Origin of the sequence: Flavonifractor hominis (assembly GCF_040095835.1) — a bacterium.
In the GTDB taxonomy this organism is placed as follows: Bacteria; Bacillota; Clostridia; order Oscillospirales; family Oscillospiraceae; genus Flavonifractor; species Flavonifractor hominis.
In genome coordinates this window covers 91,278-115,284 of record NZ_JBBMFT010000004.1, presented here as the reverse complement: position 1 = coordinate 115,284, position 24,007 = coordinate 91,278, and the positions used below count along the sequence as shown (strand labels likewise).

23 protein-coding genes and 1 riboswitch are annotated in these 24,007 nt (G+C 60.8%); of the genes, 11 read left to right on the top strand and 12 right to left on the bottom strand.

Features of this window, described 5'->3' with window-relative positions; translation table 11 throughout:
* The first annotated feature begins 30 nt into the window (after positions 1-30).
* Positions 31-2,187 carry a hypothetical protein gene (locus tag WMO45_RS08150; RefSeq protein ID WP_349140144.1) on the top strand — a complete coding sequence of 719 codons (2,157 nt, stop codon included), beginning with the start codon at positions 31-33 and terminating at the stop codon, positions 2,185-2,187.
* Positions 2,188-2,331: 144 nt separating this feature from the next.
* The gene (ftsH, locus tag WMO45_RS08145) at positions 2,332-4,209 is read left to right on the top strand and encodes an ATP-dependent zinc metalloprotease FtsH (RefSeq protein ID WP_349140143.1); all 1,878 of its coding nucleotides are present in this window, start codon (positions 2,332-2,334) and stop codon (positions 4,207-4,209) included.
* A 62-nt stretch (positions 4,210-4,271) separates the two neighbouring features.
* Here ftsH and WMO45_RS08140 read toward each other — a convergent pair whose 3' ends face one another.
* Positions 4,272-5,120 (bottom strand): DUF4358 domain-containing protein, encoded by an 849-nt coding sequence (locus tag WMO45_RS08140; protein ID WP_349140142.1) that lies wholly within the window; start codon positions 5,118-5,120, stop codon positions 4,272-4,274.
* An 80-nt stretch (positions 5,121-5,200) separates the two neighbouring features.
* Positions 5,201-5,677, bottom strand: a complete 477-nt coding sequence (gene ybaK / locus WMO45_RS08135) for a Cys-tRNA(Pro) deacylase (RefSeq protein ID WP_349140140.1) — start codon at positions 5,675-5,677, stop codon at positions 5,201-5,203.
* Positions 5,678-5,744: 67 nt separating this feature from the next.
* Here ybaK and WMO45_RS08130 point away from each other — a divergent pair, with 67 nt between their 5' ends.
* The 9 genes from WMO45_RS08130 to WMO45_RS08090 all read left to right on the top strand — a co-directional run bounded on the left by WMO45_RS08130 (position 5,745) and on the right by WMO45_RS08090 (position 16,400).
* A complete protein-coding gene (locus WMO45_RS08130) occupies positions 5,745-6,785 on the top strand; it encodes a M42 family metallopeptidase (RefSeq protein WP_349140139.1) in 1,041 nt (346 codons plus the stop codon).
* A 265-nt stretch (positions 6,786-7,050) separates the two neighbouring features.
* The gene (gene recJ / locus WMO45_RS08125) at positions 7,051-9,135 is read left to right on the top strand and encodes a single-stranded-DNA-specific exonuclease RecJ (RefSeq protein ID WP_349140138.1); all 2,085 of its coding nucleotides are present in this window, start codon (positions 7,051-7,053) and stop codon (positions 9,133-9,135) included.
* 20 nt (positions 9,136-9,155) lie between these two features.
* A complete protein-coding gene (locus tag WMO45_RS08120; RefSeq protein ID WP_349140137.1) occupies positions 9,156-11,390 on the top strand; it encodes a RelA/SpoT family protein in 2,235 nt (744 codons plus the stop codon).
* Between the two features lie 35 nt (positions 11,391-11,425).
* Positions 11,426-11,638: a hypothetical protein gene (locus tag WMO45_RS08115; protein WP_349140135.1), complete on the top strand. Its 213-nt coding sequence runs from the start codon at positions 11,426-11,428 to the stop codon at positions 11,636-11,638.
* Positions 11,628-12,836, top strand: coding sequence for a carboxylate--amine ligase (locus tag WMO45_RS08110; RefSeq protein WP_349140134.1), 1,209 nt, complete (start codon positions 11,628-11,630; stop codon positions 12,834-12,836). The genes WMO45_RS08115 and WMO45_RS08110 overlap by 11 nt, the downstream gene beginning before the upstream one ends.
* Positions 12,836-13,537, top strand: a complete 702-nt coding sequence (gene cuyB / locus WMO45_RS08105) for a cysteate racemase (RefSeq protein WP_349140133.1) — start codon at positions 12,836-12,838, stop codon at positions 13,535-13,537. The genes WMO45_RS08110 and cuyB overlap by 1 nt, the downstream gene beginning before the upstream one ends.
* 34 nt (positions 13,538-13,571) lie before the next feature.
* Positions 13,572-15,092, top strand: a complete 1,521-nt coding sequence (locus tag WMO45_RS08100; protein ID WP_349140132.1) for a Mur ligase family protein — start codon at positions 13,572-13,574, stop codon at positions 15,090-15,092.
* The gene (locus WMO45_RS08095) at positions 15,079-15,915 is read left to right on the top strand and encodes an epoxyqueuosine reductase (RefSeq protein ID WP_349140130.1); all 837 of its coding nucleotides are present in this window, start codon (positions 15,079-15,081) and stop codon (positions 15,913-15,915) included. The genes WMO45_RS08100 and WMO45_RS08095 overlap by 14 nt, the downstream gene beginning before the upstream one ends.
* Before the next feature lie 53 nt (positions 15,916-15,968).
* Positions 15,969-16,400 (top strand): CBS domain-containing protein, encoded by a 432-nt coding sequence (locus WMO45_RS08090; RefSeq protein WP_349140129.1) that lies wholly within the window; start codon positions 15,969-15,971, stop codon positions 16,398-16,400.
* A 40-nt stretch (positions 16,401-16,440) separates the two neighbouring features.
* Here the strand turns inward: WMO45_RS08090 and WMO45_RS08085 are convergent, their stop codons facing one another.
* The 10 genes from WMO45_RS08085 to WMO45_RS08040 all read right to left on the bottom strand — a co-directional run bounded on the left by WMO45_RS08085 (position 16,441) and on the right by WMO45_RS08040 (position 23,587).
* Positions 16,441-16,884: a hypothetical protein gene (locus tag WMO45_RS08085; RefSeq protein ID WP_349140127.1), complete on the bottom strand. Its 444-nt coding sequence runs from the start codon at positions 16,882-16,884 to the stop codon at positions 16,441-16,443.
* Between the two features lie 17 nt (positions 16,885-16,901).
* The gene (locus WMO45_RS08080) at positions 16,902-17,966 is read right to left on the bottom strand and encodes a type IV pilus twitching motility protein PilT (RefSeq protein ID WP_349140126.1); all 1,065 of its coding nucleotides are present in this window, start codon (positions 17,964-17,966) and stop codon (positions 16,902-16,904) included.
* A gap of 16 nt (positions 17,967-17,982) precedes the next feature.
* Positions 17,983-18,372: a hypothetical protein gene (locus tag WMO45_RS08075; protein WP_349140125.1), complete on the bottom strand. Its 390-nt coding sequence runs from the start codon at positions 18,370-18,372 to the stop codon at positions 17,983-17,985.
* Entirely contained in the window at positions 18,369-18,758 is a 390-nt protein-coding gene (locus WMO45_RS08070; protein WP_349140124.1) for a hypothetical protein, read from the bottom strand. Before WMO45_RS08070 ends, WMO45_RS08075 begins: the two co-directional genes overlap by 4 nt.
* Complete coding sequence (locus WMO45_RS08065) at positions 18,755-19,237, bottom strand: DUF4860 domain-containing protein (protein WP_349140123.1); 483 nt, start codon at positions 19,235-19,237, stop codon at positions 18,755-18,757. Before WMO45_RS08065 ends, WMO45_RS08070 begins: the two co-directional genes overlap by 4 nt.
* A gap of 13 nt (positions 19,238-19,250) precedes the next feature.
* Positions 19,251-19,562 (bottom strand): hypothetical protein, encoded by a 312-nt coding sequence (locus tag WMO45_RS08060; RefSeq protein ID WP_349140122.1) that lies wholly within the window; start codon positions 19,560-19,562, stop codon positions 19,251-19,253.
* 4 nt (positions 19,563-19,566) lie between these two features.
* Complete coding sequence (locus tag WMO45_RS08055; protein ID WP_349140121.1) at positions 19,567-20,613, bottom strand: type II secretion system F family protein; 1,047 nt, start codon at positions 20,611-20,613, stop codon at positions 19,567-19,569.
* Between the two features lie 64 nt (positions 20,614-20,677).
* A complete protein-coding gene (locus tag WMO45_RS08050; RefSeq protein ID WP_349140120.1) occupies positions 20,678-21,607 on the bottom strand; it encodes a transglutaminase-like domain-containing protein in 930 nt (309 codons plus the stop codon).
* A 10-nt stretch (positions 21,608-21,617) separates the two neighbouring features.
* The gene (locus WMO45_RS08045) at positions 21,618-22,361 is read right to left on the bottom strand and encodes a sortase (protein ID WP_349140118.1); all 744 of its coding nucleotides are present in this window, start codon (positions 22,359-22,361) and stop codon (positions 21,618-21,620) included.
* Positions 22,362-22,372: 11 nt separating this feature from the next.
* The gene (locus tag WMO45_RS08040; protein ID WP_349140117.1) at positions 22,373-23,587 is read right to left on the bottom strand and encodes an AfsR/SARP family transcriptional regulator; all 1,215 of its coding nucleotides are present in this window, start codon (positions 23,585-23,587) and stop codon (positions 22,373-22,375) included.
* Positions 23,588-23,906: 319 nt separating this feature from the next.
* Positions 23,907-23,997: riboswitch (cyclic di-GMP riboswitch) on the top strand.
* The last annotated feature ends 10 nt before the right edge of the window (positions 23,998-24,007 follow it).

Genomic DNA, 24,007 nt, shown 5'->3' with positions numbered 1-24,007 from the left:
ATAAGATACGCGCTGACAGGTGAGAAGATCATGGCAAAGGACCGGGACGACGAACTGAATAAGCCTACGTCCGAAGAGGAGAGCTTCTCCCTGGAGGAGATCCTGGCGGAATTCGGCGGCGGCACGGCCAAAAAGTCGTGGAAGGAAGATACGATTCCCTTCCCGGTGGTGCCCCGGGAGGGAAAACGCTCCACCGGGACCCGACCGGGGAAGGTCGTATCCTTCCCCGGCGGGCAGCCCGCGCCGGCACCGCCCCAGCGGGAGCCGGAACCGGAGCCGGAGCAGCAGCGGGAGCCGGAGCCAGAACCGCAGCCGGTGGACGAGGACAAGGTGGTGGAGTTCCCGGGAGAAGAGGGACCGGCTACCGACAATCCGCTGGCGGAAAAGCTCAACCGACTGATCCGCCGGGCAGACGACTATGCCGGGCAGATGTTTGAGGAAGAGGGGCGGGAGAACGACGAGGACGTTCGCCGTGCCGAGGAATTTATCCCGGGAACCGACGAGGAGGAGCCGCCGGCCGATCGGCGGGAGCGCAAGCGCCGCCGCCAGCCGCCGCCGGCCCCCGATCTGCCGCCGGCCGATCTGGCCAAACGGTACGGGAAAGGACTCAAGTCCCTCCGTCTGCGCACCACGCTGGTATTTCTGCTGTTTTTGCCGGCGCTCTATTTGACGCTGGACCTCTTCCCCTACCCGCCCCAGCTGACCCCTCAGCTGCAGGTGCTGGCCCTGGCAGGGATACAGGGTGCGGCTATGCTGCTGGGGCTGGACGTACTGTTCCGGGGATTGTTCCGGTTGCTGCGGCTGGAGATGGGGATGGATACCCTGCTGGTTTTTGCCTGTGCGGCGACTCTGGCCGACGCGCTGACGATGTACCGCCTGGATCCCAGGGACGGCCAGATGCCCTACTGCGCGGCGGCGGTGCTGGGGATCTTTCTGCTGATGCTGGGCACCGGGCGCAAGCGGCGTGGCCAGCGATTGGCCTGCCGTACGGCGGCCTCTGCGTCGGAGCCCTATCTGGTCACGCTGGATGAGGGAAAATGGAACGGCTGGGATACCTACTGCAAGTGGTCGGGTACGCCGGCGGGCTTTGGCCGGCAGATGCAGGCCACGGATGGAGCCGAGCGGATCTTTTTCCGTATCTGTCCGCTGCTGTTTGTGGCCTGCCTGCTGCTGAGCATTGTTGCCTCCGTGGGCTGCCAGGCGCCGGAACGACTGCTCTGGTGCCTGTCGGCGATGCTGACCGCCTGTACCAGCTTGTCCGGAGCGCTGTGTTATGGCCTGCCCTGGCTGAGTCTGACACGCCGGCTGAGCCAGCTGGGCTCGGCCATTGCCGGGTGGGATGGAGTCACTGCCACAGGGGGCAGCGGCATCCTGCTCAATGACACCGATTTCTTTCCCCCAGGCTGTGTCTCCCTCAACGGAATTAAGGTATTCGGGGATTTTCCGGTGGATAAGGTGGTATCCAATACCGCCACCCTGATTCGGGACTCGGGCAGCGGCCTGGAAAAGATTTTCCATGACCTGCTCCGTTCTCAGGGGTGCGTATACCGGCGCAGCAGCGATTTCTGCTGCTATGAAGGCGGACTGTCTGCCGTCATCCGGGACCAGCAGGTGCTGGTGGGTTCAGCGGCCTTTATGCATCTGATGGAGGTCACCCTCCCTCAAGGACTCAATGTGAAAAACGCCGTGTTCTGTGCCATTGACGGCGAACTGGCCGGTATTTTTGCCCTCAACTACACCCTCCATGGTACGTTGGAGCCCTCGCTGAACAGCCTGATCCGCAACCGTATCGTCCCGGTGATGGCGACCCGGGATTTCAATCTCATCCCCGCCATGCTCCGGCAGCGTTTCAAACTGCCGGTGGACAAGATGGAGTTCCCGCCGGTGGAGCGGCGTATGGAGCTCTCCGGTCAGGAACAGGAACACAGCGATATCCTTACCGCCGTCCTCTGCCGGGAGGGTGTGGCGCCCTATGCCGAAGCAGTGGTAGGTGCTACCCGGCTGCGCCGGGCGGTGCGTCTGTCCGCTGTGCTGGCCAGCCTGGGAGCGGTGGCCGGGTTACTGCTGGCCTTTTACCTCACCTTTGTGGGTGCCTATGCCTCTCTCTCGGCGGCCAATTTGCTGATTTTTTTGGTCATGTGGCTGATCCCTACTCCACTGATCGCCGGAACTGTGAACAAATATTGAACAAAAGGCCCTTATCCAACCGGATAAGGGCCTTTTATTGTGAATAATGTGTAAATCCCGGGGTGGACGCATTGACTTTGGACACAGGAGCATCTATGATTACTTCGCATAAAAAATAATTGCGAACAGACAGGGAGGTCAACCATGAAAGAGGTCAAGAACAACGAGGTCAAGTCCTCACCGCCTAAAAAACCGCTGATCTTTTATTACATGCTGGCACTCATTGTGCTGATGCTCCTCAATGTATTCCTGTTCCCTTCCATGTTGGAGCGGCAGGTGCTGGAGGTGCCCTACAGCCAGTTTTTGACCATGGTGGACGGCGGACAGGTGGAACAGGTGGCCCTGGATGAGACCGACCGGGAGATCGTCTTTATTGCCCGGGACGAGAATGGAAAGCAGGGCTATTACAAAACCGGTGTCTGGCCTGATGACGGTCAACGGCTGCTGGAGCAGCTCAGCAGTCATGAGGAGATCGTCTTTACCGCTGAGATTCCCACCCAGGCCAACCCGATTCTCTCCTTCCTGGTGAGTTGGATCGTGCCCATCTTCATCTTCATTCTGATCGGCGAACTGCTCTCCCGCTGGATGGCCAAGAAAATGGGCGGCGGCTTGCCTGGTATGGGCAACGCCATGACCTTCGGTAAGGCAAATGCCAAAATCTATGTGGAAGAGGCCTCCACCGGCGTATCCTTTGCCGATGTGGCTGGTCAGGATGAGGCCAAGGAATCGCTGATGGAGGTAGTGGATTTTCTCCACGACCCGGAAAAATATGCTTCGATTGGCGCCAAGCTGCCTAAGGGCGTATTGCTGGTGGGCCCTCCCGGTACCGGCAAGACCTTGCTGGCCAAGGCCGTGGCCGGCGAGGCCAAGGTACCCTTTTTCTCCATCTCCGGCTCGGAGTTTGTGGAGATGTTTGTGGGCATGGGTGCGGCCAAGGTACGGGACCTGTTCAAGCAGGCGGGAGAAAAGGCCCCCTGCATTGTGTTTATCGATGAGATCGACGCCATCGGCAAAAAACGGGATACCGGCGGCTACGGCGGCAACGACGAGCGGGAGCAGACCCTCAACCAGCTGCTGGCGGAGATGGATGGTTTTGATTCCAGCAAGGGCGTGGTGCTGTTGGCAGCCACCAACCGGCCGGAGTCCCTGGACCCCGCCCTTATGCGGCCCGGCCGGTTTGACCGGCGGGTACCCGTGGAGCTGCCCGATCTGGAAGGCCGTATTGCTATCCTGAAGGTCCACGGAAAAGACGTGCACATCGACGGCGATGTGGACTGGTCCGCCATTGCCCGGGCAACTGCCGGAGCTTCGGGTGCCGAGCTGGCCAACATCATCAACGAGGGCGCCCTGCGGGCGGTGCGGCAGGGCCGTAAGACGGTGACCCAGGCCGACCTGGAGGAGAGCGTGGAGACCGTCATTGCCGGTGCCCAGCGGAAGAACGCCGTCATCTCTCCCCAGGAGAAGAAGCTGGTGGCCTATCATGAGGTGGGCCATGCCCTGGTGGCCGCGCTCCAGTCCCACTCTGCCCCGGTGACCAAGATCACCATTGTGCCCCGTACCTCCGGGGCTCTGGGCTACACCATGCAGGTGGACGAGGGGGAGAAACGGCTGATGAGCCGTACGGAGCTCACCAACAAGATCGCGACCTTCACCGGTGGCCGGGCTGCCGAAGAACTGGTCTTTGGCGCGGAGAATGTGACCACCGGTGCCTCCAACGACATTGAACAGGCCACCAAACTGGCCCGGGCCATGATCACCCGCTACGGCATGACAGACCAGTTTGACATGGTGGCCCTGGAGACGGTACAGAACCAGTACCTGGGGGGCGACGCATCTCTGACCTGTTCGGCGGAGACCGCCGCAGAGATCGACCGCCAGGTGGTGGATACGGTAAAGGCCGCCCACCAGAAGGCCCTGTCCATCCTGCGGGAAAACTCCGGTAAGCTCCAGGAACTGGCGGAGTACTTGCTGGAGAAGGAGACCATTACCGGCGAGGAGTTTATGGAGATCCTGAAGCGGTAACGTATAGAAAACCCCCGGGACCGAGCGGTCCCGGGGGCTTTTTACATGTAGGAGAAGAAAATTTAGCCCTGGGCCTCCACAAAGCTGTGGAAAGCGGCCTCTCCGGCATCGGCGTCTTCGGCGATGAGGAAGAGGAACCAATCCCCCTCCACCACAACTCGGGCATCCTGCACCTTGGGCAGGTTCTGGGACAGGTACCAGGAGAAGGTGTCCTCCTGCTGCTGGCGATAGGCTTCCACGGCGGTCTTGACGGCCTCCACATCGGCCCCCTCAGCCAGCTTGCCCAGGATCAGGGTGTCGGGGTTGGTGATCATGGGGAAGAAGGCGATCACCTGCTCAAAGGCATCGGCGGGGATCTGGTAGGTCTCAGCCAGCTGCTGGCCATCCATGCGCATGCCGTAACCCATGCCGGCCGCGTCCATGATGGAATAGGCGGCCTTCACCATGGGGTCATTGTTGGGGGTGGTGATGGTCACGGCCTCAGAGCCGTCGGTGGTGGGATCGGCCCACTCTACGGTGTACCCGTCCAGCAGGGAGAGCACGCTGGCGGAGACAAAGGTGACCCCGTCGACCACTTCGGCCTGGGATTTGACGGACTCCTCCCCTACCCAGATGCTGTTGTCGGCAAACTTCACGGTGATGAGGTTGTCCCCGAAATAGAACCAGCTCTCATTGTTCTCCTGGTCCCAATAGGCGCTGCCGTGGTCGGCCTCCGCCACCAGGCGCAGGGGGATGAGAGAGTCGGAGGAGGCGGGGATGCCGGCGGTATTCAAGGTCTCGCCGTTAAGGGTAATGGTGGTGGAGTAGGCGTTGGGGTTGGCGGAAATGAGCAGGCCCTCCGTGGCGCAGGCAGGGAGGGTCATGGCACCCGCCAGGGCCAGGGTGAGGGCAAACGTGCCGAGTTTCTTCATGTGGATTCTCCTTTGCAATTTGATCAGTCGGGAGAATAGACGGCAGGGATGGGAAAAAGTTCCCGTCTGCCCCAAAAAAGTTATTTGCATACCGGGGCAAAGCGTCCCCGTACCAGTGCGCACAGCGCCCCAGGGGCCACCTCTACCTGGGCGCCGATCTTGCCGGCGCTTACCGTAATGGTGTCCAGGGTCTCTTCGCTCTGGTCAAATACGGTGGGGAACTGCTTTTTCATTCCCACCGGGGAGCAGCCTCCGTGGACGTAGCCGGTGAGGGGGAGCAGCTGGGCCTGGCGGATCATCTCAATGGACTTTTCCCCCACCGCCCGGGCGGCGGCCTTCAGGTCCAATTCCCGAAGTACCGGGATCACAAAGACGTAATATTTCTTGCTGGCTCCCTGAGTGACCAGGGTCTTGCACACGGACGCCGGATCTTTCCCGATGAGGGCGGCCACACTGGCACCATCCACTGCCCCATCGGGGTGTGCATAGTGGTGGGGAGTATAGGGCACCTTTTTTTGGTCCAGTACCCGCATGACATTGGTCTTTTCCTCGGACATGGTTGCATCGCTCCCGTGATCTGGTATAAGATAGAATTATATTACTACAAATGAGGAGACGATGCAAATGCTGAATACACAGGGCTGCAAGCCCTTTTTGATGGAGACCGCCCGGACCCTGCTTACCACCGACAGCCCCAGCGGTTTTACTGCCCGGGTGGTGGAGACGGCCGAGGGGATCGTGCAGGGACTGGGATATGCCACCCGGCGTACCAACAAGGGCAACCTCATCGTGTCGGTGCCCGGCCGGGAGCCTGGAAAGACCGTTGGCCTGTGCGCCCACATCGACACCCTGGGGCTTATGGTGCGCTCCATCACTGCCGATGGCATGCTCATGATCACCAAGGTGGGCGGGCCCATCCTGCCCACTCTGGACGGGGAGTATTGCCGCATCTACACCCGGGACGGTCGGGTGTACACCGGCACCGTTCTCTCCCTCTCCCCTGCTGTCCACGTCCACGATGACGCCGCGACCCGGGCCCGGGATGAAAAGAATATGGCCGTGCGTATCGACGAGGTGGTGCACGATAAGCAGGATGTGGAGGCCCTTGGCATCGCCCCCGGGGACTTTGTGTGTTACGATCCCAAGACTGTGGTCACCGACAGCGGCTTTTTGAAGTCCCGCTTCATCGATGACAAGGGCAGCGCCGCCTGCCTGCTTACCCTGCTCCACCTGATGGCCCAGCAGGGCCTGCGCCCCCGGTATGACACCCAGGTGTGCTTTACCGTCCATGAGGAGGTGGGGCACGGCGGGGCCACCCTGCCCGTGGTGGACGAACTGCTGGCGGTGGATATGGGGTGCATCGGCGAGGATCTCAGCTGCACGGAGTACCAGGTGTCCATCTGTGCCAAGGACAACAACGGCCCCTATGACTATGAGATGGTGACCCGCCTGGTGGAACTGGCCCGTGCCAACGGGGTGAACTACGCGGTGGACATCTATCCCCACTACGGCTCCGATGTGGCGGCGGCCTGGCGTACCGGCATGGATGCCCGGGGCGCCCTCATTGGACCTGGAGTGCATGCCTCCCATGGCATGGAGCGGACCCATTTTGACGGGCTGAAAGCCACCATTGATCTGGCAGGCCTGTATCTGGAGCTGGCCTGAGGGAAAGAGGGTCCGCTCCAGACCCCGCCGGGTGGCGGGGAGCCCGGCGGAATTCACTTCTGCCGGGTGATACATGAAAAAGTATGGGGTCCCCGCAGGAGCCATGCTCCCGCGGGGGGCGGACCCATTTTGACGGTTTGAAAGCCACCATTGATCGGACGGGCCTGTATCTGGAACTGCCCGAAAGCGGTCCGGCCCTTGTCACAAGGGCTGAAATTTGGTATAATAAAGGGTAATTTTGAGCAAGGGAGGGCAGAGTACGCCCATGAAATATAAACAATGGAACCGGGCGGCCTGCGATCCCGGAGCCCGAAGGGCCATGGAGGCGGCGGGGGTGCCGCCGCTGGCGGCCATTACCCTGTGCGCCCGTGGGCTGGATACACCGGAAAAGGCCCGGGCCTTTTTGGCCTCGGGGCGGGAGCTGCTCCACAATCCGCTGCTGCTCCGGGATATGGACCGGGCGGTGGAGCGGGTGCGCCGGGCCCTGGACGGCGGGGAGACCATCGCCGTTTATGGCGACTATGATGTGGACGGTATTACATCCACCTGCCTGCTCACGGATTTTCTGCGTAAGGAAGGGGGACAGGTGGTCCCCTACATTCCCGACCGGATGGAGGAGGGCTACGGCCTTAACCGGGAAGCGGTGGATACCCTTCACCGGCAAGGGGTGAGTCTCATTGTCACGGTGGACTGCGGTATTACCGCTGTAGAGGAGACGGCCTATGCCGGAACCTTGGGGGTGGACGTGGTGATCACAGACCACCACGAGTGCAAGGCCGATCTGCCGGAAGCGGTGGCGGTGGTGGACCCCAGGCGGGCCGACTGCCCCTATCCCTTCAAGTGCCTGGCGGGAGTGGGCGTGGCGCTGAAGCTGGCGTTGGCCTTGGGAGGTCAGGCGCGGTGGGATGAGCTTCTGGACCGGTACGCCGACCTGGCGGCCATCGGCACAGTGGCCGATGTAATGAGCCTGACGGGAGAAAACCGGACCATTGTGCGTGTAGGTCTCAAAGCGTTGCGGCACACGGTACGACCTGGACTTAAGGCCCTGCTCCATGAGGCGGGACTGGATGAAAAACCACTGACTTCGGTGGCGGTGGGGTATACCCTGGCGCCCCGCATCAACGCCTCCGGCCGGATGGGCTGTGCTCCGCTGGCGGCCGAACTGCTGCTCACTTCCGACCCCGTCCGGGGGGAGGAACTGGCCCGCGCTCTGTGCGAACTCAACCGGGAACGGCAGGCCATTGAAGCGGAGATCTACACCGAATGCCTGAGTATGGCCGATTCCCTGCCCCCTGAGCGGCGCAGTGCCCTGGTCCTGGCCGGGGAGCACTGGCACCAGGGCGTGGTGGGGATCGTAGCCTCACGTCTGGCCGAGAAATATTCCTGCCCCACGTTTATGATCTGTCTGCAGGACGGCCACGGCAAAGGGTCCTGCCGGTCCTTCGCGGGGTTTAATCTGTTTGCCGCGCTGGAGCACTGTGCTCCCCTGCTGGAGGGCTTCGGCGGACATGAGCTGGCTGCCGGCTTTACCATTGCCGCTGAGCACATCCCAGCCTTTGCCCGGGCCATGAACGACTATGTGCGAGAGTGTACCGGCGGTGCGGAGATGGTCTCGACGCTGGACATCGACAGCGAGCTGGACGACCCTGGGGAGCTCACCCTGGAGGGGGTAGAGGGCCTGGAGCTGCTGGAACCCTATGGTTCGGGCAATCCCAAGCCGGTGTTTTCCCTGTCTGGATGTGTGGTCACCGCCCTGAGCGAGGTAGGGGGCGGCCGGCATCTGAAGCTGAAGCTGAATGTAGCCGGAAGGATGCTGGATGCCATTTTCTTTTCTGCCAGTGCGGCAGAGGCGGAGGTGGCCGTGGGAGACCGGGTGGATGTGGCATTTACCCCACAGATCAACGAATATCGGGGCTGGCGCACCGTACAGCTGCAGGTATGTGATCTGCGCCCCGCTCTTACCAGGGCCCAGGCTGAGCGGGCTCTGTATGAAAAGTTCCATCGTGGTGAGGATCTGACCCGGCGGGAGGCCGAGGCCTTGCTTCCCAGCCGGGAGGAATTTGTCGTGCTCTGGCGCTATCTGAAGGGCCACGCCGGGCCTGCTCCACTGGAAGAGACTGCCCATCGCCTGGCCCGCAACATTGCCCGTTCTGCGGGGAAACGGGAGACCGTTATGCGTACGCTGGTGTGTCTGGAGGTATTTGACGAGCGGGGGCTCATCCGCCTGGAACACACCACCGATCACTTGCATATCGCCCTGCGGACGGTAGAGGGCAAGGTCGATCTGGAGGAATCCTGTATTATGCGCAAGCTCCGGGGCATGATGATGCCAAAGGATCAAACTGACTGAATTCACGGGAGGTGCCCGCTATGGACCCCATCCTGGAGCGCTATCAGGCGCTGGAGGAGAAAATCAAAACCTATAACCCGGCGCTGGACACCCAGCGCCTGTTCAAAGCGTTTACCTATGCCGACAATGCACACGCCGGTCAGCTGCGTAAGGACGGCTCTCCCTATATTACCCACCCGCTGGCGGTGGCCGAGATCGTGGCAGAGCTGGAGCTGGATACCGACTCCATCATTGCCGCGCTGCTTCACGACTGTATTGAGGATACCGGCTCCACCCATGAGGAAATTGCCAAGCTCTTCGGCACCACGGTGGCGGATCTGGTGGAGGGCGTTACCAAGCTGACGCGGGTGCAGTATACCTCCAAAGAAGAGGAACAGATGGAGAACCTGCGCAAGATGCTCATGGCGATGGCCAAGGACATCCGGGTGATCCTCATCAAGATCTGCGACCGGCTGCATAATATGCGTACCATGGAGTACCAGTCTGCCCGCAAACAGAAGGAAAAGGCCCTGGAGACCATGGAGATCTATGCCCCTATCGCTCATCGGTTGGGCATGCAGCGCATCAAGTGGGAGCTGGAGGACACCTCCCTGCAATACCTGGATCCGGTGGGATATCGGGAGATCGCAGATGAGCTGGCTGCCCGTTCCTCTGCTCATGAGGAATTTCTGGCCGGCATCCAGAAGCGCATTCAGGAGCGGTTGGACGAAGAGGGTGTACACTGTACTATCTACGGCCGGGTGAAGCACATCTACTCGATCTACCGCAAGATGTACACCCAGAACAAGACGATGGACGAGATTTTTGATCTCTACGCCTTCCGGGTCATTGTGGACGATGTGCCCGAGTGCTACAATGTGCTGGGTGTGATCCACGATCTGTTCAACCCTGTGCTGGGCCGGTTCAAGGACTATATCTCCACGCCCAAGCCCAACGGCTATCAGTCGCTGCACACCACGGTTATCGGGCGGGAAGGCATTCCCTTTGAGGTGCAGATCCGCACCTGGGATATGCACCATACCGCTGAATACGGCATCGCGGCCCACTGGAAGTATAAGCAGGGCATGGCCAACGCCAAGCTGGGTACGGAAGAAGCGTTTGAATGGGTGCGCAAGCTGCTGGAGAGCCAGCAGGATGTGGACGCAGAGGAATTTGTCCGCACCATGCGGGTGGATCTGTTCTCCGACGAGGTGTTCGTGTTTACTCCCCGGGGCGACGTTATCAACCTGCCTGCCGGGGCCACGCCCATCGATTTTGCCTACAACATCCACTCCGCTGTGGGTAACCATATGACGGGAGCCAAGGTCAACGGGCGTATGGTACCCTTTGATACCCAGTTGAAAAACGGCGACATCGTGGAGGTCATCACCTCCAAGTCGGCCCACGGCCCCAGCCGGGACTGGATGAAGATCTGCAAATCCAACGAGGCCCGCAACAAGATTCGCCAGTGGTTCAAGAAAGAGCGCCGGGAGGAGAACATTGCCACCGGCCGGGCTTCCTTTGAGTCGGAGCTTAAGCACGTGGGATTGTCTTTGGCGGCCATTACCGCAGAGGATGTGCTGCCGTTTATCCTGAAGAAGGTGCGTTTCGGCACACTGGATGAGCTGTACGCCGCCATTGGCTACGGGGGCATGTCCTCCCAAAAGGCGGTGGTGCGCATCAAGGATGAGATGACCCGCCTGGATCGGCTCCACGCGGAGCAGGCCGCAGAAAAGGCTGCGGCGGCTGCCGCTACCGAGGCGGTTTATCCCTCCACCAACAACCCGCCTCCCGTGGCGGTGAAGGTGGGCAAACGGGACCAGTCGGGCATCATCGTGGAGGGCATCGACAACTGCCTGGTGAAGTTTGCCAAGTGCTGCACCCCGGTGCCCGGGGACCCGGTGGTGGGCTTCATCACCCGGGGCTTCGGTGTGTCGGTCCACCGCTGCGACTGTCCCAACGCCGACCCCGCCCGCCGCAAGCCAGAGGAGGCGGGGCGGTGGATCAAGGTCTCCTGGGCCGAGGGCGAGATGGCCTGCTATCAGACCAGTCTGGAAATCTCGGCCAAGGACCGGGATGGGCTGACTTTGGATGTGGCCATGGCGCTCTCCGCGGCCAAGGTCAAGACGACCAGCCTGTCCGCCCGCTCCATGCCGGACGGATATGCCACGGTGAACATCGTGCTGGAGGTCAAAAACCAGACCGAGCTGACCGGGGTCATCAACCGCCTGGGACAGATCCAGGGGGTCTACCAGGTCAAGCGCGCCACGGGCTGAGCCCGCCGCCTGTTTTGGGCTAAGGAGAATGGAATATGACTACAATAGAGATTAAGCGGGAGGACGAGCGGCTCAGCCGTCTGCTCTCCGAGTGTTTTTCCGGCGGCGAGCGGCTGCGCCGGGAACTGCGTCTGACCCGGAGCCAGGCCGAGCGCCTAGCTGCCGCTTTCCACGCCGCAGTGCGGCCGATGGGCGGGGATTGGTATGAAATCAGCTTTCAGGGGGCGTACCGTTATTATGACAACTGAGTTTGTGCCCGTACTGCTGGGCTCTGACATTAACGCATACAGCATGGCCCGGGCCTTTCATGAGGCCTATGGCATCAAAAGCATTGTTTACGGCATGTATCCGGCCAGCGTCTGTGCCGGCAGCAAGATCATCGACTACCGGGTGCGGGAGCATAACGACCGGGTGGACAAGGTGCTGGAGAACGTCACCGAGGTGGCCCGGGAGTATCCCAACAAGAAGATCCTGGTGCTGGGCTGCGGAGACAATTACCTCAACGCCATCTCTGCCAACCTGCCCAACTATCCCGCCAACGTGGTGGCCCCCTATGTGGAGCTGTCCATGTTGGAAAAACTGATCCACAAGGAGAAGTTTTACGAGCTGTGTGACCAGTACGGAATTGATCACCCTGCCACCGTGGTGTATCACAAAGGGATGGGCCACGACTTTACCCTCCCCTTCGACGGTCCCTTCGTGGTCAAACCCGCCGAGTCGGATACCTATTGGAAACACCCCTTTCCCACGCAGAAGAAGGCTTATGTCCTCCAGACCCGGGAAGAGGTGGACACCGTCATCGACCAGATCTATGAGGCGGGGTATGAGGACTCCCTGATTCTGCAGGACTTTATCCCCGGAGATGACAGCTACATGCGGGTGGTGACCAACTACTCCGGTGCCGACGGCAAGGTGCGGCTGATGTGTGTGGGCCATGTCCTGCTGGAGGAGCACACCGGCCACGCCATCGGCAACCACGCCGTCATCATCACCGAGCCCGAGCCTGAGCTGTGCGGAAAGCTGAAGGGGTTCCTGGAAGCCATCCACTTCACCGGATTTTCCAACTTCGATATCAAGTATGACCAGCGGGACGGTAAGTTCAAAGCCTTTGAGATCAACTGCCGCCAGGGCCGCAGCAACTACTATGTCACCGGCGCGGGCTACAACCTGGCCAAATATCTGGTGGAAGACCGGATCCAGGGCAAGGACTGCCCTCTCACCATCACCCAGAACCGCCACCTCTGGCGGGTCATCCCCAAGAAAGTGGCCTATGATTATGTAAATCCCCAATACCACCAGGAGATGCGTGCGCTGGAGCAGGCGGGCGCGGTGGTCAACCCGCTGTTTTACGCCAAGGACAACGGCCTGATCCACAAGCTGCGCATCCTCCGGGGGCAGCAGCGCTACGTAGGCTGGTATGCCTCCTGTATGGAAAAGGTGAGATAATGGAACAGCGCCTTGGTATTCTGGGCGGTATGGGACCCCAGGCCACCCAGGTCTTTTATCAGCGTATTCTGGACAAGACAGAGGCCTCCTGCGACCAGGAACACCTGCCCACGCTGATCTGGAGCGACACCAGCATGCCCGACCGCACCACCGCCATTTTGGGCGGGGACGCGGAGGGGTGCTACCGGCGGCTGTTGGCCGATGCCAGGCTGCTGGAGGGCGGGGGCTGCACCGTACTGGCTATCCCCTGCAATACCTCGCACTATTTTGCCGACCGGCTTCAGGCCGAGCTGACGGTGCCTCTCATCCATATGCCCCGGGAAACGGTGGCTGTTCTGGCCGCCCAGGGCCGGCGGAAGGTGGGCATCCTGGCCACCGACGGCACAGTACAGACCGGGGTATACCAGACCGAGTGCGCCGCCCGGGAACTGATCGGTCTGACCCCGCCCCCTGAGGTACAGCGGGTAGTGATGAGTATCATTTATGACGAGATCAAGCGTGGCGAAAAGGGCTCCCGTGAGAAATTTGCCCTCATCGACCACTGGCTGCGCCAGTCAGGCTGCGATGCGGCCATCCTGGCCTGCACGGAGCTGTCGGTGTACCGGACCTATCACGGCCTGCCCGATTATTATCTGGACGCCATGGACGTATTGGCCGAGCGGTGCATTACTGCCTGCGGTTACCGGCTGCGCATGGTGTGAGACGACATTTTGAAAAAACGGATGGTGTGCCATTATGATGAATCGGCCCCAACATTCCCTGGGAGATTATTATCAGCTGCTCATCCGTGCGGGGCTGCTTGCCGACCAGAGACCTCTGGCCGCCGACCTGACCCGACGGGTGGCTCTGGTGTCCTGCGACTCCAACCGGGTCATCCCCGAGACCCTGTTTGTATGCAAGGGCGCTAAATTTAAGGAAGAGTACCTCCGCTCCGCCATGGAGCAGGGAGCCTTTGCCTATGTGAGCCAGACGCCCTATCCCAATGTGCCCCTGCCCTGCATCCCGGTCACCGATATCCGGCGGGCCATGGGCCTGCTGGCCGATCTGGCCTACGGGCATCCATCCGGAGCACTGAAGATCACCGGCATCACCGGTACCAAAGGCAAAACCACCACGGCCTACTATATCAAGTCCATTCTGGATGCCTGGCTGACGGCTCAAAACCACCGGGAAAGCGCTCTGCTGTCCACCATCGTCACCGATGACGGGGTGGAGCGCCGCCCGGCCAAGCTCACCACCCCCGAGCCGCTGGATCTGCAGCGCCATCTCTCCAACGCCGCCGGGGTGGGGGCGGATTATCTCACCATGGAGGTGTCCAGCCAGGCCCTCAAGTACGGCCGGGTCATTGGGGTGGATCTGGCCTGCGCGGTGTTCCTCAACATTGGGGAGGACCACATTTCTCCCGTGGAGCACCCCGATCTGGAGGACTATCTGCGCTCCAAACTGCTTATTTTCCGCCAGGCGCAGGCGGCCTGCATTTCCATGGACTGCGACCACGCCGGGGAGGTGGCCGCCGCAGCCCAGGCCTGCGGGAAGGTGCTTACCTTCTCACGGAAAGATCCGTCGGCTGACGTTTATGCCCGGGACATCCGCAAGCAGGGGGACCGGCTGGTCTTTTGGGTGCGCACCCCCCGGTACGAGCGGGAGCTGGCAATTTCCACACCGGGGCTGTTCAATGTGGAAAACGCTCTGGCCGCCGCGGCGGTGGCCGAGGTGTATGATATCCCGGCCGACTATGTGGCCCAGGGGCTGGTGGAGGCCTTTGTTCCCGGCCGCATGGAGCACTATGCCAGCGCCGACGGGCAGATCTCAGTGATTGTAGACTACTCCCACAACGGTATGAGCCTGGAGAATGCCCTGCGCTCGGTGCGGGAGGAATACCCCGGCCGGGAGCTGACCGTGCTCTTCGGCTGTACCGGAGGTAAAGGCATCGATCGCCGGGAGGGCATGGGCAACGCTGCCGGAGCCCTGGCTGACCGGATCCTCCTCACGGAGGACGACCCCGGACCCGAAGAGGTGGAGGATATCTGCGCCGACATCGGCCGGTTTATCTCCGCCCACGGCAAATCCTACGAGGTAATACCCGACCGGGAGCGAGCGGTAGAGCAGGCCATTCTTCAGGCCCGGAGACCGGCGGTGGTGCTGCTGGCCGGCAAGGGGTGTGAAGTGGCACAGAAGCGGAAGAACGGACCCGAGCCCTGCCTTCCCGACGGGCAGCTGGCCCGCCGGACCCTGGAGCGATATGACGCACGCTGAGCTGGACCGGGCCTTTACTGCGGCCGGCGCGGCAGCCTGGGGCGGCGTGGTCTATGAGCGCTTGCTGCCCTGGTTATCCACCGCCGCCCGCTCTGATGTGGAAAACTTGTGCCGCCGTCCCCGTATGGTGCTGACGGCGGCCTTTCCCTATTACGCCGGAGACCGGCCGGGGAACCTGTCTCTCTACGCCCGGGGGGAGGATTATCACCGTGTAGTCACCCGGCGGTTGGATACGATTTGTGATCTGCTGCGGAAAGAATACCCTGAGGAGTCGTTTTTCCCTGCGGCGGATAACTCTCCCCTGCCGGAGCGGCAGGCGGCCTGGCTGTCCGGTATAGGGCTGCGGGGGGAGAATGGACTGCTGATCCTGCCGCCTTACGGCAGCTATGTCTTTCTGGGGACCATCCTCACCGGCGCGGCGCTGGAACTGCCGACGGCCCAGCCCGCCCCGCCCTGCATAGGCTGCGGGGCCTGCCGCCGGGCCTGCCCTACCGGGGCGCTGGGGCGGGACGGAGTAGCAGTGGAGCGCTGCCTGTCCGAGCTGACCCAGAAAAAGGGGGAGCTGACCTGTGCGCAGACCGACCAGCTGCGGAGCCACCCGCTTATCTGGGGATGCGACACCTGCCAGCGGGTCTGCCCCTATAACGCCGCCCCTGCCCCCTCTCCCCTGCCTGAGTTTTTCACCGGCCTGGTGGACCGGCTGGAGGGGGCCGACCTGGAGGGACTCACCAACCGGACTTTTCGTGAGAAATACGCCGACCGGGCCTTTGCCTGGCGAGGGCCGGCACCGCTGCGCCGCAACCTGGCGCTGAAGGAAGAATAAAACCGCCTTTTTCGTCCAAACTAAAGCAAAGTTTGGGAGAAAGGCGGTTTTTTATGCAGGTGTGTGAGCTGATGAACCCCAGTGTGGTCTCCATTGCGCCGGAGGAGTCGGCGGCCCTGGCGGCCCGGCTGTTGTCCCGGCACAACGTGGGAGCGCTGCCGGTGTGCGGCGGGGACGGCATTCTGCGGGGGATTGTTACCGACCGGGACATCGTGCTGCGCTGCGTGGCGGCGGAGGAGGCGCCGGAGTGTACTCCGGTGCGGCAGATCATGACCCGGGGATGCGCCTCAGTGGCTCCGGAGGACGATGTGCGGGAGGCCGCCCGGCTCATGGCCGTCCGGCAGGTGCGCCGGCTGCCGGTAGTGGAGGCTGGCCGGGTGGTGGGTATGGTCTCTCTGGGAGACCTGGCCAAAAGCCGGCGCTGGGACATGGAGGCGGGACTGGCACTGAGTGAGATCTCCGACCCGGTACGCAGACGGGACTAAAGCAGTAAAAGAGGCGGCCCTACAGGGCCGCCTCTTTTTGTTACTGTGCAAGGTGAAATACATGCTCGTCTGCCAGCTTGAGCAGTTCCAGCACACTGTTGTACTCCTGCTTGGGAGAGCCGTCCAGCCAGTCCACAAAGCCCTGCCAGGTGGTGTTGCGCCGGGTAATGACATAGAGCTGGAACGTACCCACTGTGCCCTTGGCAGCCTGTACGACCTCGGGGGACATACCGTCCTCTAAACAGTCGGCGGCAGGTACAGCAGCGGTCTGACGGGGGGCAAAGGAGCGGGTACGCTGAAAGGCCTGAGGGAAATTCTGCGCATCCAGTACCGCCTCCACCTGAAGCAGCATGCCGCCGAAGTCGGCAAAGGTGATGGGGGTGGTCAGCCGCTGACTAAAGACCCGGCCGGAAATACGCCCGTCCTCCACCTGGTCCACACAGACCCGCAGCGCGGCGGAATAGTGGTTGAATGCATTGCTCATTGCGGCGATCCCTCCTGTTATTGAATGGCGTCTAGACGCCGGCGCATCCAGTCGGTATTGATGCAGTAGTGCATGGCTTCCTCGGGAGCTACCCGACCGGCCTGCACCAGACGAAGAATGCTCTGGTCCATGGTAATCATCCCTTCAGCGGCGGACTGGGCGATCACATTGTCCAGCTGATGGGCCTTGGACTCCCGGATCATGTTGCGCACCGCGCTGTTGACCGTCATGACCTCAAAGGCGGGGGCCAGTCCACCCTGGAGGGTGGGCAGCAGCTGCTGGGAGACCACGCCCTCCAGGACCATGGCCAGCTGGGTGCGGATCTGTCCCTGCTGTTCGGACGGGAAGGAGTCCACGATGCGGTCAATGGTGCTGGCTGCACCGATGGTGTGCAGGGTGGAGATGACCAGGTGGCCGGTCTCAGCGGCGGTAACGGCCGCCCGGATGGTCTCCGCATCCCGCATTTCTCCCAGCAGAATGATATCGGGAGCTTCACGCAGAGAGGCCCGGAGGGCGGCGTCATAGGAAAGGGTGTCCGTAGACAGCTCCCGCTGGGTAACCACGCTCTGCTTGTGGTGGTGCAGGTACTCAATGGGGTCCTCAATGGTAATGATATGGGCGTTGCGGGTGGAATTCACCGCGTCCACGATACACGCCAGACTGGTGGTTTTGCCGCTGCCTGCCGGACCGGTGAAAAGGACCATGCCGCGGGTAAAGCGGGCAAACTGCATCACATTGTCGGGAATGCCCATGGCAGTCCGGTCGGGGAGCGTAAAGGATACCACGCGGATTACAAGTCCCAGAGAACCGCGCTGCTTGAGAGCATTGACCCGAAAGCGGGACAGGCCGGGCATAGCAAAGGAGAAATCATCATCTCCCGTTTCATGCAGCTTCGCGGAACTGCGCTCTCCGGCCAGGTGGTAGAGTTCCTCTGTCAGCGCGGCAGTGTCTGCCGGGAGCAGCCGTTCCCCCTCCCGCTGAATAAGGCCATGGACTTTATAAGCCACCGGCAGTCCGGCAATAAGCAAAATATCAGAGGCGGACTGTTCCACCGCTCGTGTAAGAATATCGGTCAAAACCATGACGCACGCCTTCTTTCTAGGATTGAGGAATGGAGCCGTCCCAGACCGGCAGATGTTCATCGATCTCAGGCTCTACGCTGACGGTTTGCCACTGCAGGACACGGACGGAACCGTCGTCCTGACGGACAAAGTGCACGGCCAGGTACTGCTGCTCCGTAATGGGAAGGGTGGTTTCCAGCTCCGCCTCATCGCCGTCGGCAAAGGCGGCATAGAGCCGGGCGGCCTCTGCATCGGCAGAATAGTAGGCCTGTACCGTGTCGGCATTGCGTTGAGACAACGCCAGATCAGCCCGGGCGGAGGCCAGAGTCAGCGCAGCAAACAGGGACAGAGCCAGCACCAGCAGCACCGTCAGAATGGAAATGACCCCGATACCAATGGGAGCGGGGCGGGATTCAGACTGATTCACGGTGCGGCCACCTCCTCTCCGATCGAAAGGGTATAGATGGGCTCTTCACGCGCTTCCAGCCCGTGGGACAGAGAATAGACGGACACCTGGGCGCCGTCCTCCGTGGAGGTGATCTCCACCTGATAATCGGCCAGGGTAGAACGGCTGGGGTCCGACGGATCCCCGGTGTCCGGCTGACCATTGGAAAAGTAGCAGTCATAGAGGGGGGCGCCGGAACGCCAGCGCTCAGCGGCATCCTGAGCGATGTAGACGGCCTCGGTGAGTTGGCGGCTCTCCTGGCTCATGCCCTTGGCGGTGAGCAGCAGGGCCACACACACCACTGCACACAGGGTAAACAGCACCAAATCCAGCACCAGCTCCAGCAGAAAGAGATTGGTTCGCTTCATGCTGCCGCCTCCTCTCCCCCGTCGGAGCGCAGAGCGACAGAGGCCGACCAGCGCTCACCGCCCGATTCCACGGTTAAATGGATCAGGCCATCCTGCGCATATGCCGTCATGCTGTCCAGAGGCAGTACAGCCACTCCGTCCCCCGGCGCAAAGTCCAGACCAGCTTCCGCATACAGTTCCCGCAGCTGACCATCGTAGCAGTAGAGCAGGGTGACATAGCCGTCCTCCTCCAGACGCAGCGCATCCACACCGTCAAAAGACGTAATGGATACGCAGTCTGCCGCGTCACTGCGACGCAGTTGGTTGACCAGATAGGACAAGGCGGTGCGCTGGATGTAGGTCTGATCCGAGGAGGAAGCCACACCGCGGTATACGCCGCTGGCCAGCAAAGTCAGTCCCATGGCCAGCAGAAAAAACAGTGCACACAGCACCAGCGTCAGAGCGGAGCGCAGCCCACGCCCGCTGTGGTGAAAGAACATAGGCCGCCTCCTTTCAGGAAATGGGAAGGACCGTGATATCCGGCATTAGGTTAGCGGCCACATACTGATAGGCCACAAAACAACGATCCTCGTCTACAGTAACACCGTAGTGATCCTTCAAATAATCCAGACTGGAGGGATAGAACCCCTCCAGCGCGTAACACTGCACAGCGGCCCGGCGGACGGCCTGCTCCGTAAGCTCCAGGGTTTCTGCGTCTGCCCGCCCACCCAGAAAGCGGGAGGCAAACAGCAAAGCAAGTGGGATCAGCACCAACAGCACCAACACAGGCGCCACCCGGCGCAGGGGAGAAATTCTGTGTCCCATAGCCTTACCCTCCGATGGCGGAGAGTACGCCCAGCAGCGGCAGCATCACCGACAGCAATACCAGTGCGATGGACAGACAGAGGACCACGACCAAAAGGTATTCAAAGCGGCTGAGCATGCCGTCCAGCCGCTCCTCCGACTCCTGTGCGCAGCGGCGGGCCAGTTCTTCCATAGCCTGGTCGGTGACCCCAGCCCGGCTGCCCGCTGACAGCAGTCCGGCCTGCAGTCCGGTAAGCAGTCCTGCGCTTTCGACTGCCCGTGGGAAGGACTCTCCTTCTTCCATACGGCGGCGGCACTCTCGCAGAGCAGGCGCCAGAGCGGACTGCTCCAGCAGCTCCACCGTGCGGCCCATGGCCTCATCCAGCGGCAGACCGCTGGAGAGCATCAGGGCCATGACGGAGGCAAAGCGGCTGCGGTCTACCGCCCGGCCAGCAGCAGAACGGGCAAAAAAGCGGCTGTAGGCCGCTGCGCCCTTCCGGCTGCGCACCAGATAGAACAGCAGCAGCGCGCAGGCGATCAGGATCACCGCCAGTACGGCAGTCACCGCCTGACTGGCCGAGCCGAAGCTCAGCAGCGCCCGTGCCACTGGAGAAAGCGCTACCCCCAGCTGGGCAAAGACCTGCTGGAATACGGGCAGTACCCGGGACACCAGAGCCAGGAAAATAACGGCGACCAGCAGCGCCATGGCCGCAGGATAAGCTACCGCCCGGCGCAGAGCACGCTGAGTATCGGCCTCCCGCCGGTAGTAAGTGGCCAGAGCGGTGAGTACCTGGTCCAGCCGCCCGGAGGCCTCTCCAATGGAGACCATACGCAGCAGGTAGGGCGGAAAGGCGTTCGCCGCTTCCAGCGCGTCAGCCAGAGGAGCGCCGTCCAGCAGCTTGGCGTGTACGGTGCGCAGCAATTCCTGCTCACGGGGCTGCCGGGTGTCGGAGAGCAGCAGACTGACGCTCTCTTCGCTGCCGATGCCTGCATGGAGCATCAGCGACAGCTGGCAGCAGAAGACAGAGAGTGCGTCATAGCTTAAAACCGTGTTGTTCGGGTTATCTTTCATGCTTATCCCCCTTTGGAACAGGGTCCCGCGGTATACCGCGGGACCCCAATGAGCGGTCATATGATCAATAGGCGTACTTCTCGCTGTAGTTGGTGTCGGTGGTGACGTACTTGAGGATAGCATCGCTGTGCTTGCCGTTGGAAACAAAGGTGGGGTCCATCAGGGTCCAGGTGGTGCCGTCAAAGTAGATGACCTTATCAACCCAACCCACACCCTCAATGTAGACGTTAATCCAGGCGTGATAGATGGTACCGGCGTAGCCCACCACCAGTTTGCAGGGGATGTTCTGGCTGCGCAGCATGGCTGCCATCACCGCTGCGTAATCAAAGCAGATGCCCTTCTGGGAGGCCAGGACTTTGTCTACATCCGGCAGATAGCCACTCTGTACCGTATTGGCCAGATTATAATCGTAGACAAAATTGTCGGTGACATAATAGTAGATCGCCGAGAGCTTTTCCAAATCAGAACTTTTGCCTGCGGTCAATTCTGCGGCCTTGGCGACTACTTTGGAGCTGTCGGAGTAGTTGACGTACTGATTGGGGTAAAGGAAGGGCAGAAAGTCGTTGCGCAGTTTCAGGTTGAGGGTGGTGCTGTAGGCCTGGGCGTACTTGGTCCCGGAGGTGTTTTCAAAGACCTTGACGGTGTACTGACCGTTGCCCTCGGTGAGGGGGAACGTCTCGGTCGCGCCAGTATTGTTCAGGTTATAGGTGTAGGTTTCTCCGCCCTGCTTGGTGATCTGGACCTTGATTTTCACATTTTTGCCGCCGGTGTACTTCACCAGGATGTAACCCTCGGAGAGGTTGGAAGCATCAATGGAGGCGCTGGAGTTGGAAAAAACGGTGACTCCGGTGACGGCAGCAGCCTTTACCGGCAGTACGGAGGGTTTCTGGCTGGCAGAGGCCCGGTTGGCGCCGAAGATGGCGGCGGTTCCGCCCACAGCCAGGGCCAGGACCAGCAGGGCGATGGCGATGCGCCGGATGCGAATGTGTTTCATAGTGGTGCAGTTACTCCTTTGAAGTGTCAGATGGATAGGGGTATTCCTCGCTCAGCGGATAGGTAGCGACCAGTTCGCCCCGGACCACAAGCCGGTGATCGGCCACACCGATGGGGGTACATGTAGTGAGCGTCACACAGCCGTATCCCTGATTGAAGATAGGGGTCCAGTCATCCGGCTCGATGACTTGGGTGCATTCCCAGAGATATTGGTAAATGGTCTGATCATCTACCAGATAGAGGTAATCGCCTTCCGTAAGGGTGTTGATGTAGTAAAAGGGCATATTATCGGTAATCTGCCCACCCCGCAGACCGTTGCGGTGGCCGGCAATGGAGACGTTGGCGCCCCCCTCGGAGGGCAGCTGGGCATATTCATACAGCCCGACGCCCCGCAGCAGTGTGTCGGCATCGGTTCCGTTCAACACCGGAACATCTACATCCAGCTTGGGAATTTTCAGGCGCAGTGTACCGTCCACATAGGACTTGCGGGCCTCTGTGATGTATACCCGGTCCTTGGGCAGCCCATTGTCATCCATGGCCGGATCACCGTCAGGCACTTCTTCCGTTTCCGATTCCGGGGTAGGGGTGGGGGCGGCGCTGGGCTGTGCCGTGGTTGAGACGGGAGTAGAGGCGGCCATCTGGGGCGCCTGAGGAAGGCTCTGTCTCCCACTCCACAACAGAGCCAGTGCGGCGCCCAGGGCCAGACAGGCCAGGCAGAGCAGCAGCGCTGCGATGAGGGGGATGCGTTTGTTCACAGCGGGACCTCCTAATTGATCTCCAGCTCCCGGATCTTATAGGAGAGCTTGAGATAGTTGCGCCGGTGCTGGCGGTAAAAGGCGGTGACGATGCGGTCCATGACCATGGTGGAATCTTCAAAATTGGCCGCAGGAAGCATTACCACATATTGGGCGGCGCTGTACCGGCTGACTACATCTCCCCGCCGCAGATTGCCTGCAAGGATTTCCAGCAGCTGGTCCATGGTGGTATTCAGAATACCAAGCGGAGGAGCGCTGCCATCAGGCAGGGCCACGGTTATCAAAGCTACATGAATGCAGGCACCGCTGCGGGCTGCCCGACGGGCTTCCAGCCGGTAGGCTTCCCGGAAAAAGCCATATTCACATACGAAAGCCCCGGGCCGCGCAGCGGTCTCCTTCAAATGGCTTTGAATGACTTCCAGATTGGTTTCGAGCCCTTCCTCGGTGTCCATGATTTCCCGGTAGAGCTCCTGGAGCTCCTCGGATGGCCGTACGCCAAGGCTGCGGTAGAGCAGGTCGGTGGCTTTTTCGTAATGGCTGAGGGCCGAGGCGTCCTTCCCCTGGTGCAGAAGAGCCCGGACGATCAGTATATGTAACCCCTCATCCAGCGGGTCAAGCTGGCTGGCACGGGTACACAGTTCTACCATTTCTTCATAGGCGTGGGCCTCATCCAGCAGGGTGGCATAGGTCTTTACCGCTGCCAGGAAGAGGGAGTGGTAGCGTGCACTGAGAGGAATGATCCACATCTGGGTGGACAGTTTGGGCAGGAAATCCCCTTGGTAAAGTGCACAGGCCTCCTGGTAGAGGGCCATGCGTTCGTCTGCTGTGCGGCCTGGCTCCTCCGCCTGACGGCAGAGGGTCTCAAACCGGTCCGTGTCCAGAGTGCATGCAATGGCCGGATTCCAGGAGTAGGAACCCCGCTGGGAGAGAATGGGGTCCGGCCCCTCCGGAAACAGCGGCAGCAGCAGCGAGCGCACCCGGTAGAGCAGGGTTTTAAGGGCGTTGTTGGGATTGGAGCTGTTTTCTTCGGTCCAAAACAGCTCGATCAGCTCTGACTGAGGTACCGTCCGATCCCGGTGAACGATAAGATAGCACAATACATTCCAGAGTTTCAGGGAACGATTGATCTCGTCGGTCAGCACCTGACCGTCGATCTGCAGACGGAATCCGCCCAGTGTAGAGACCTGAATATGTTTCACCGCAGCGGCAGGTGCAGTTCTGGCCATAGGAAAGACCTCGCTTCCAAACTAGAAGATCCTGAGTGTATACGATTTTAATGTATTATAGCACAATCTGGGGCTGGATGGTAGTCTTATTCTGGGACGGTCACATAATACCAAATAGAAACACAAATTTCAATGAAATAAAATAAAACTTTTGAAATGTAACCAAAAAGTAACAATGGCGTGTTACGATAGGAGCACGTCAGGAAACAAGAAGGGCGAAGACTTTTCGGGAATGTAACCGGGAAGTGACCGGTACATGGTATGTTCAATACAGAACATGCGGATTGCCGGAGAAAAGAAGACCCCGCCCGGCGCATGGAACGTGAAACGGCAAACCGGCCGAAAGGCCGGGACGCAAAGCTATGGAGGCTAAAGCGGAGAGGCACCGCCACGCCAGTCCGGCCGCCACAGATTCCATTC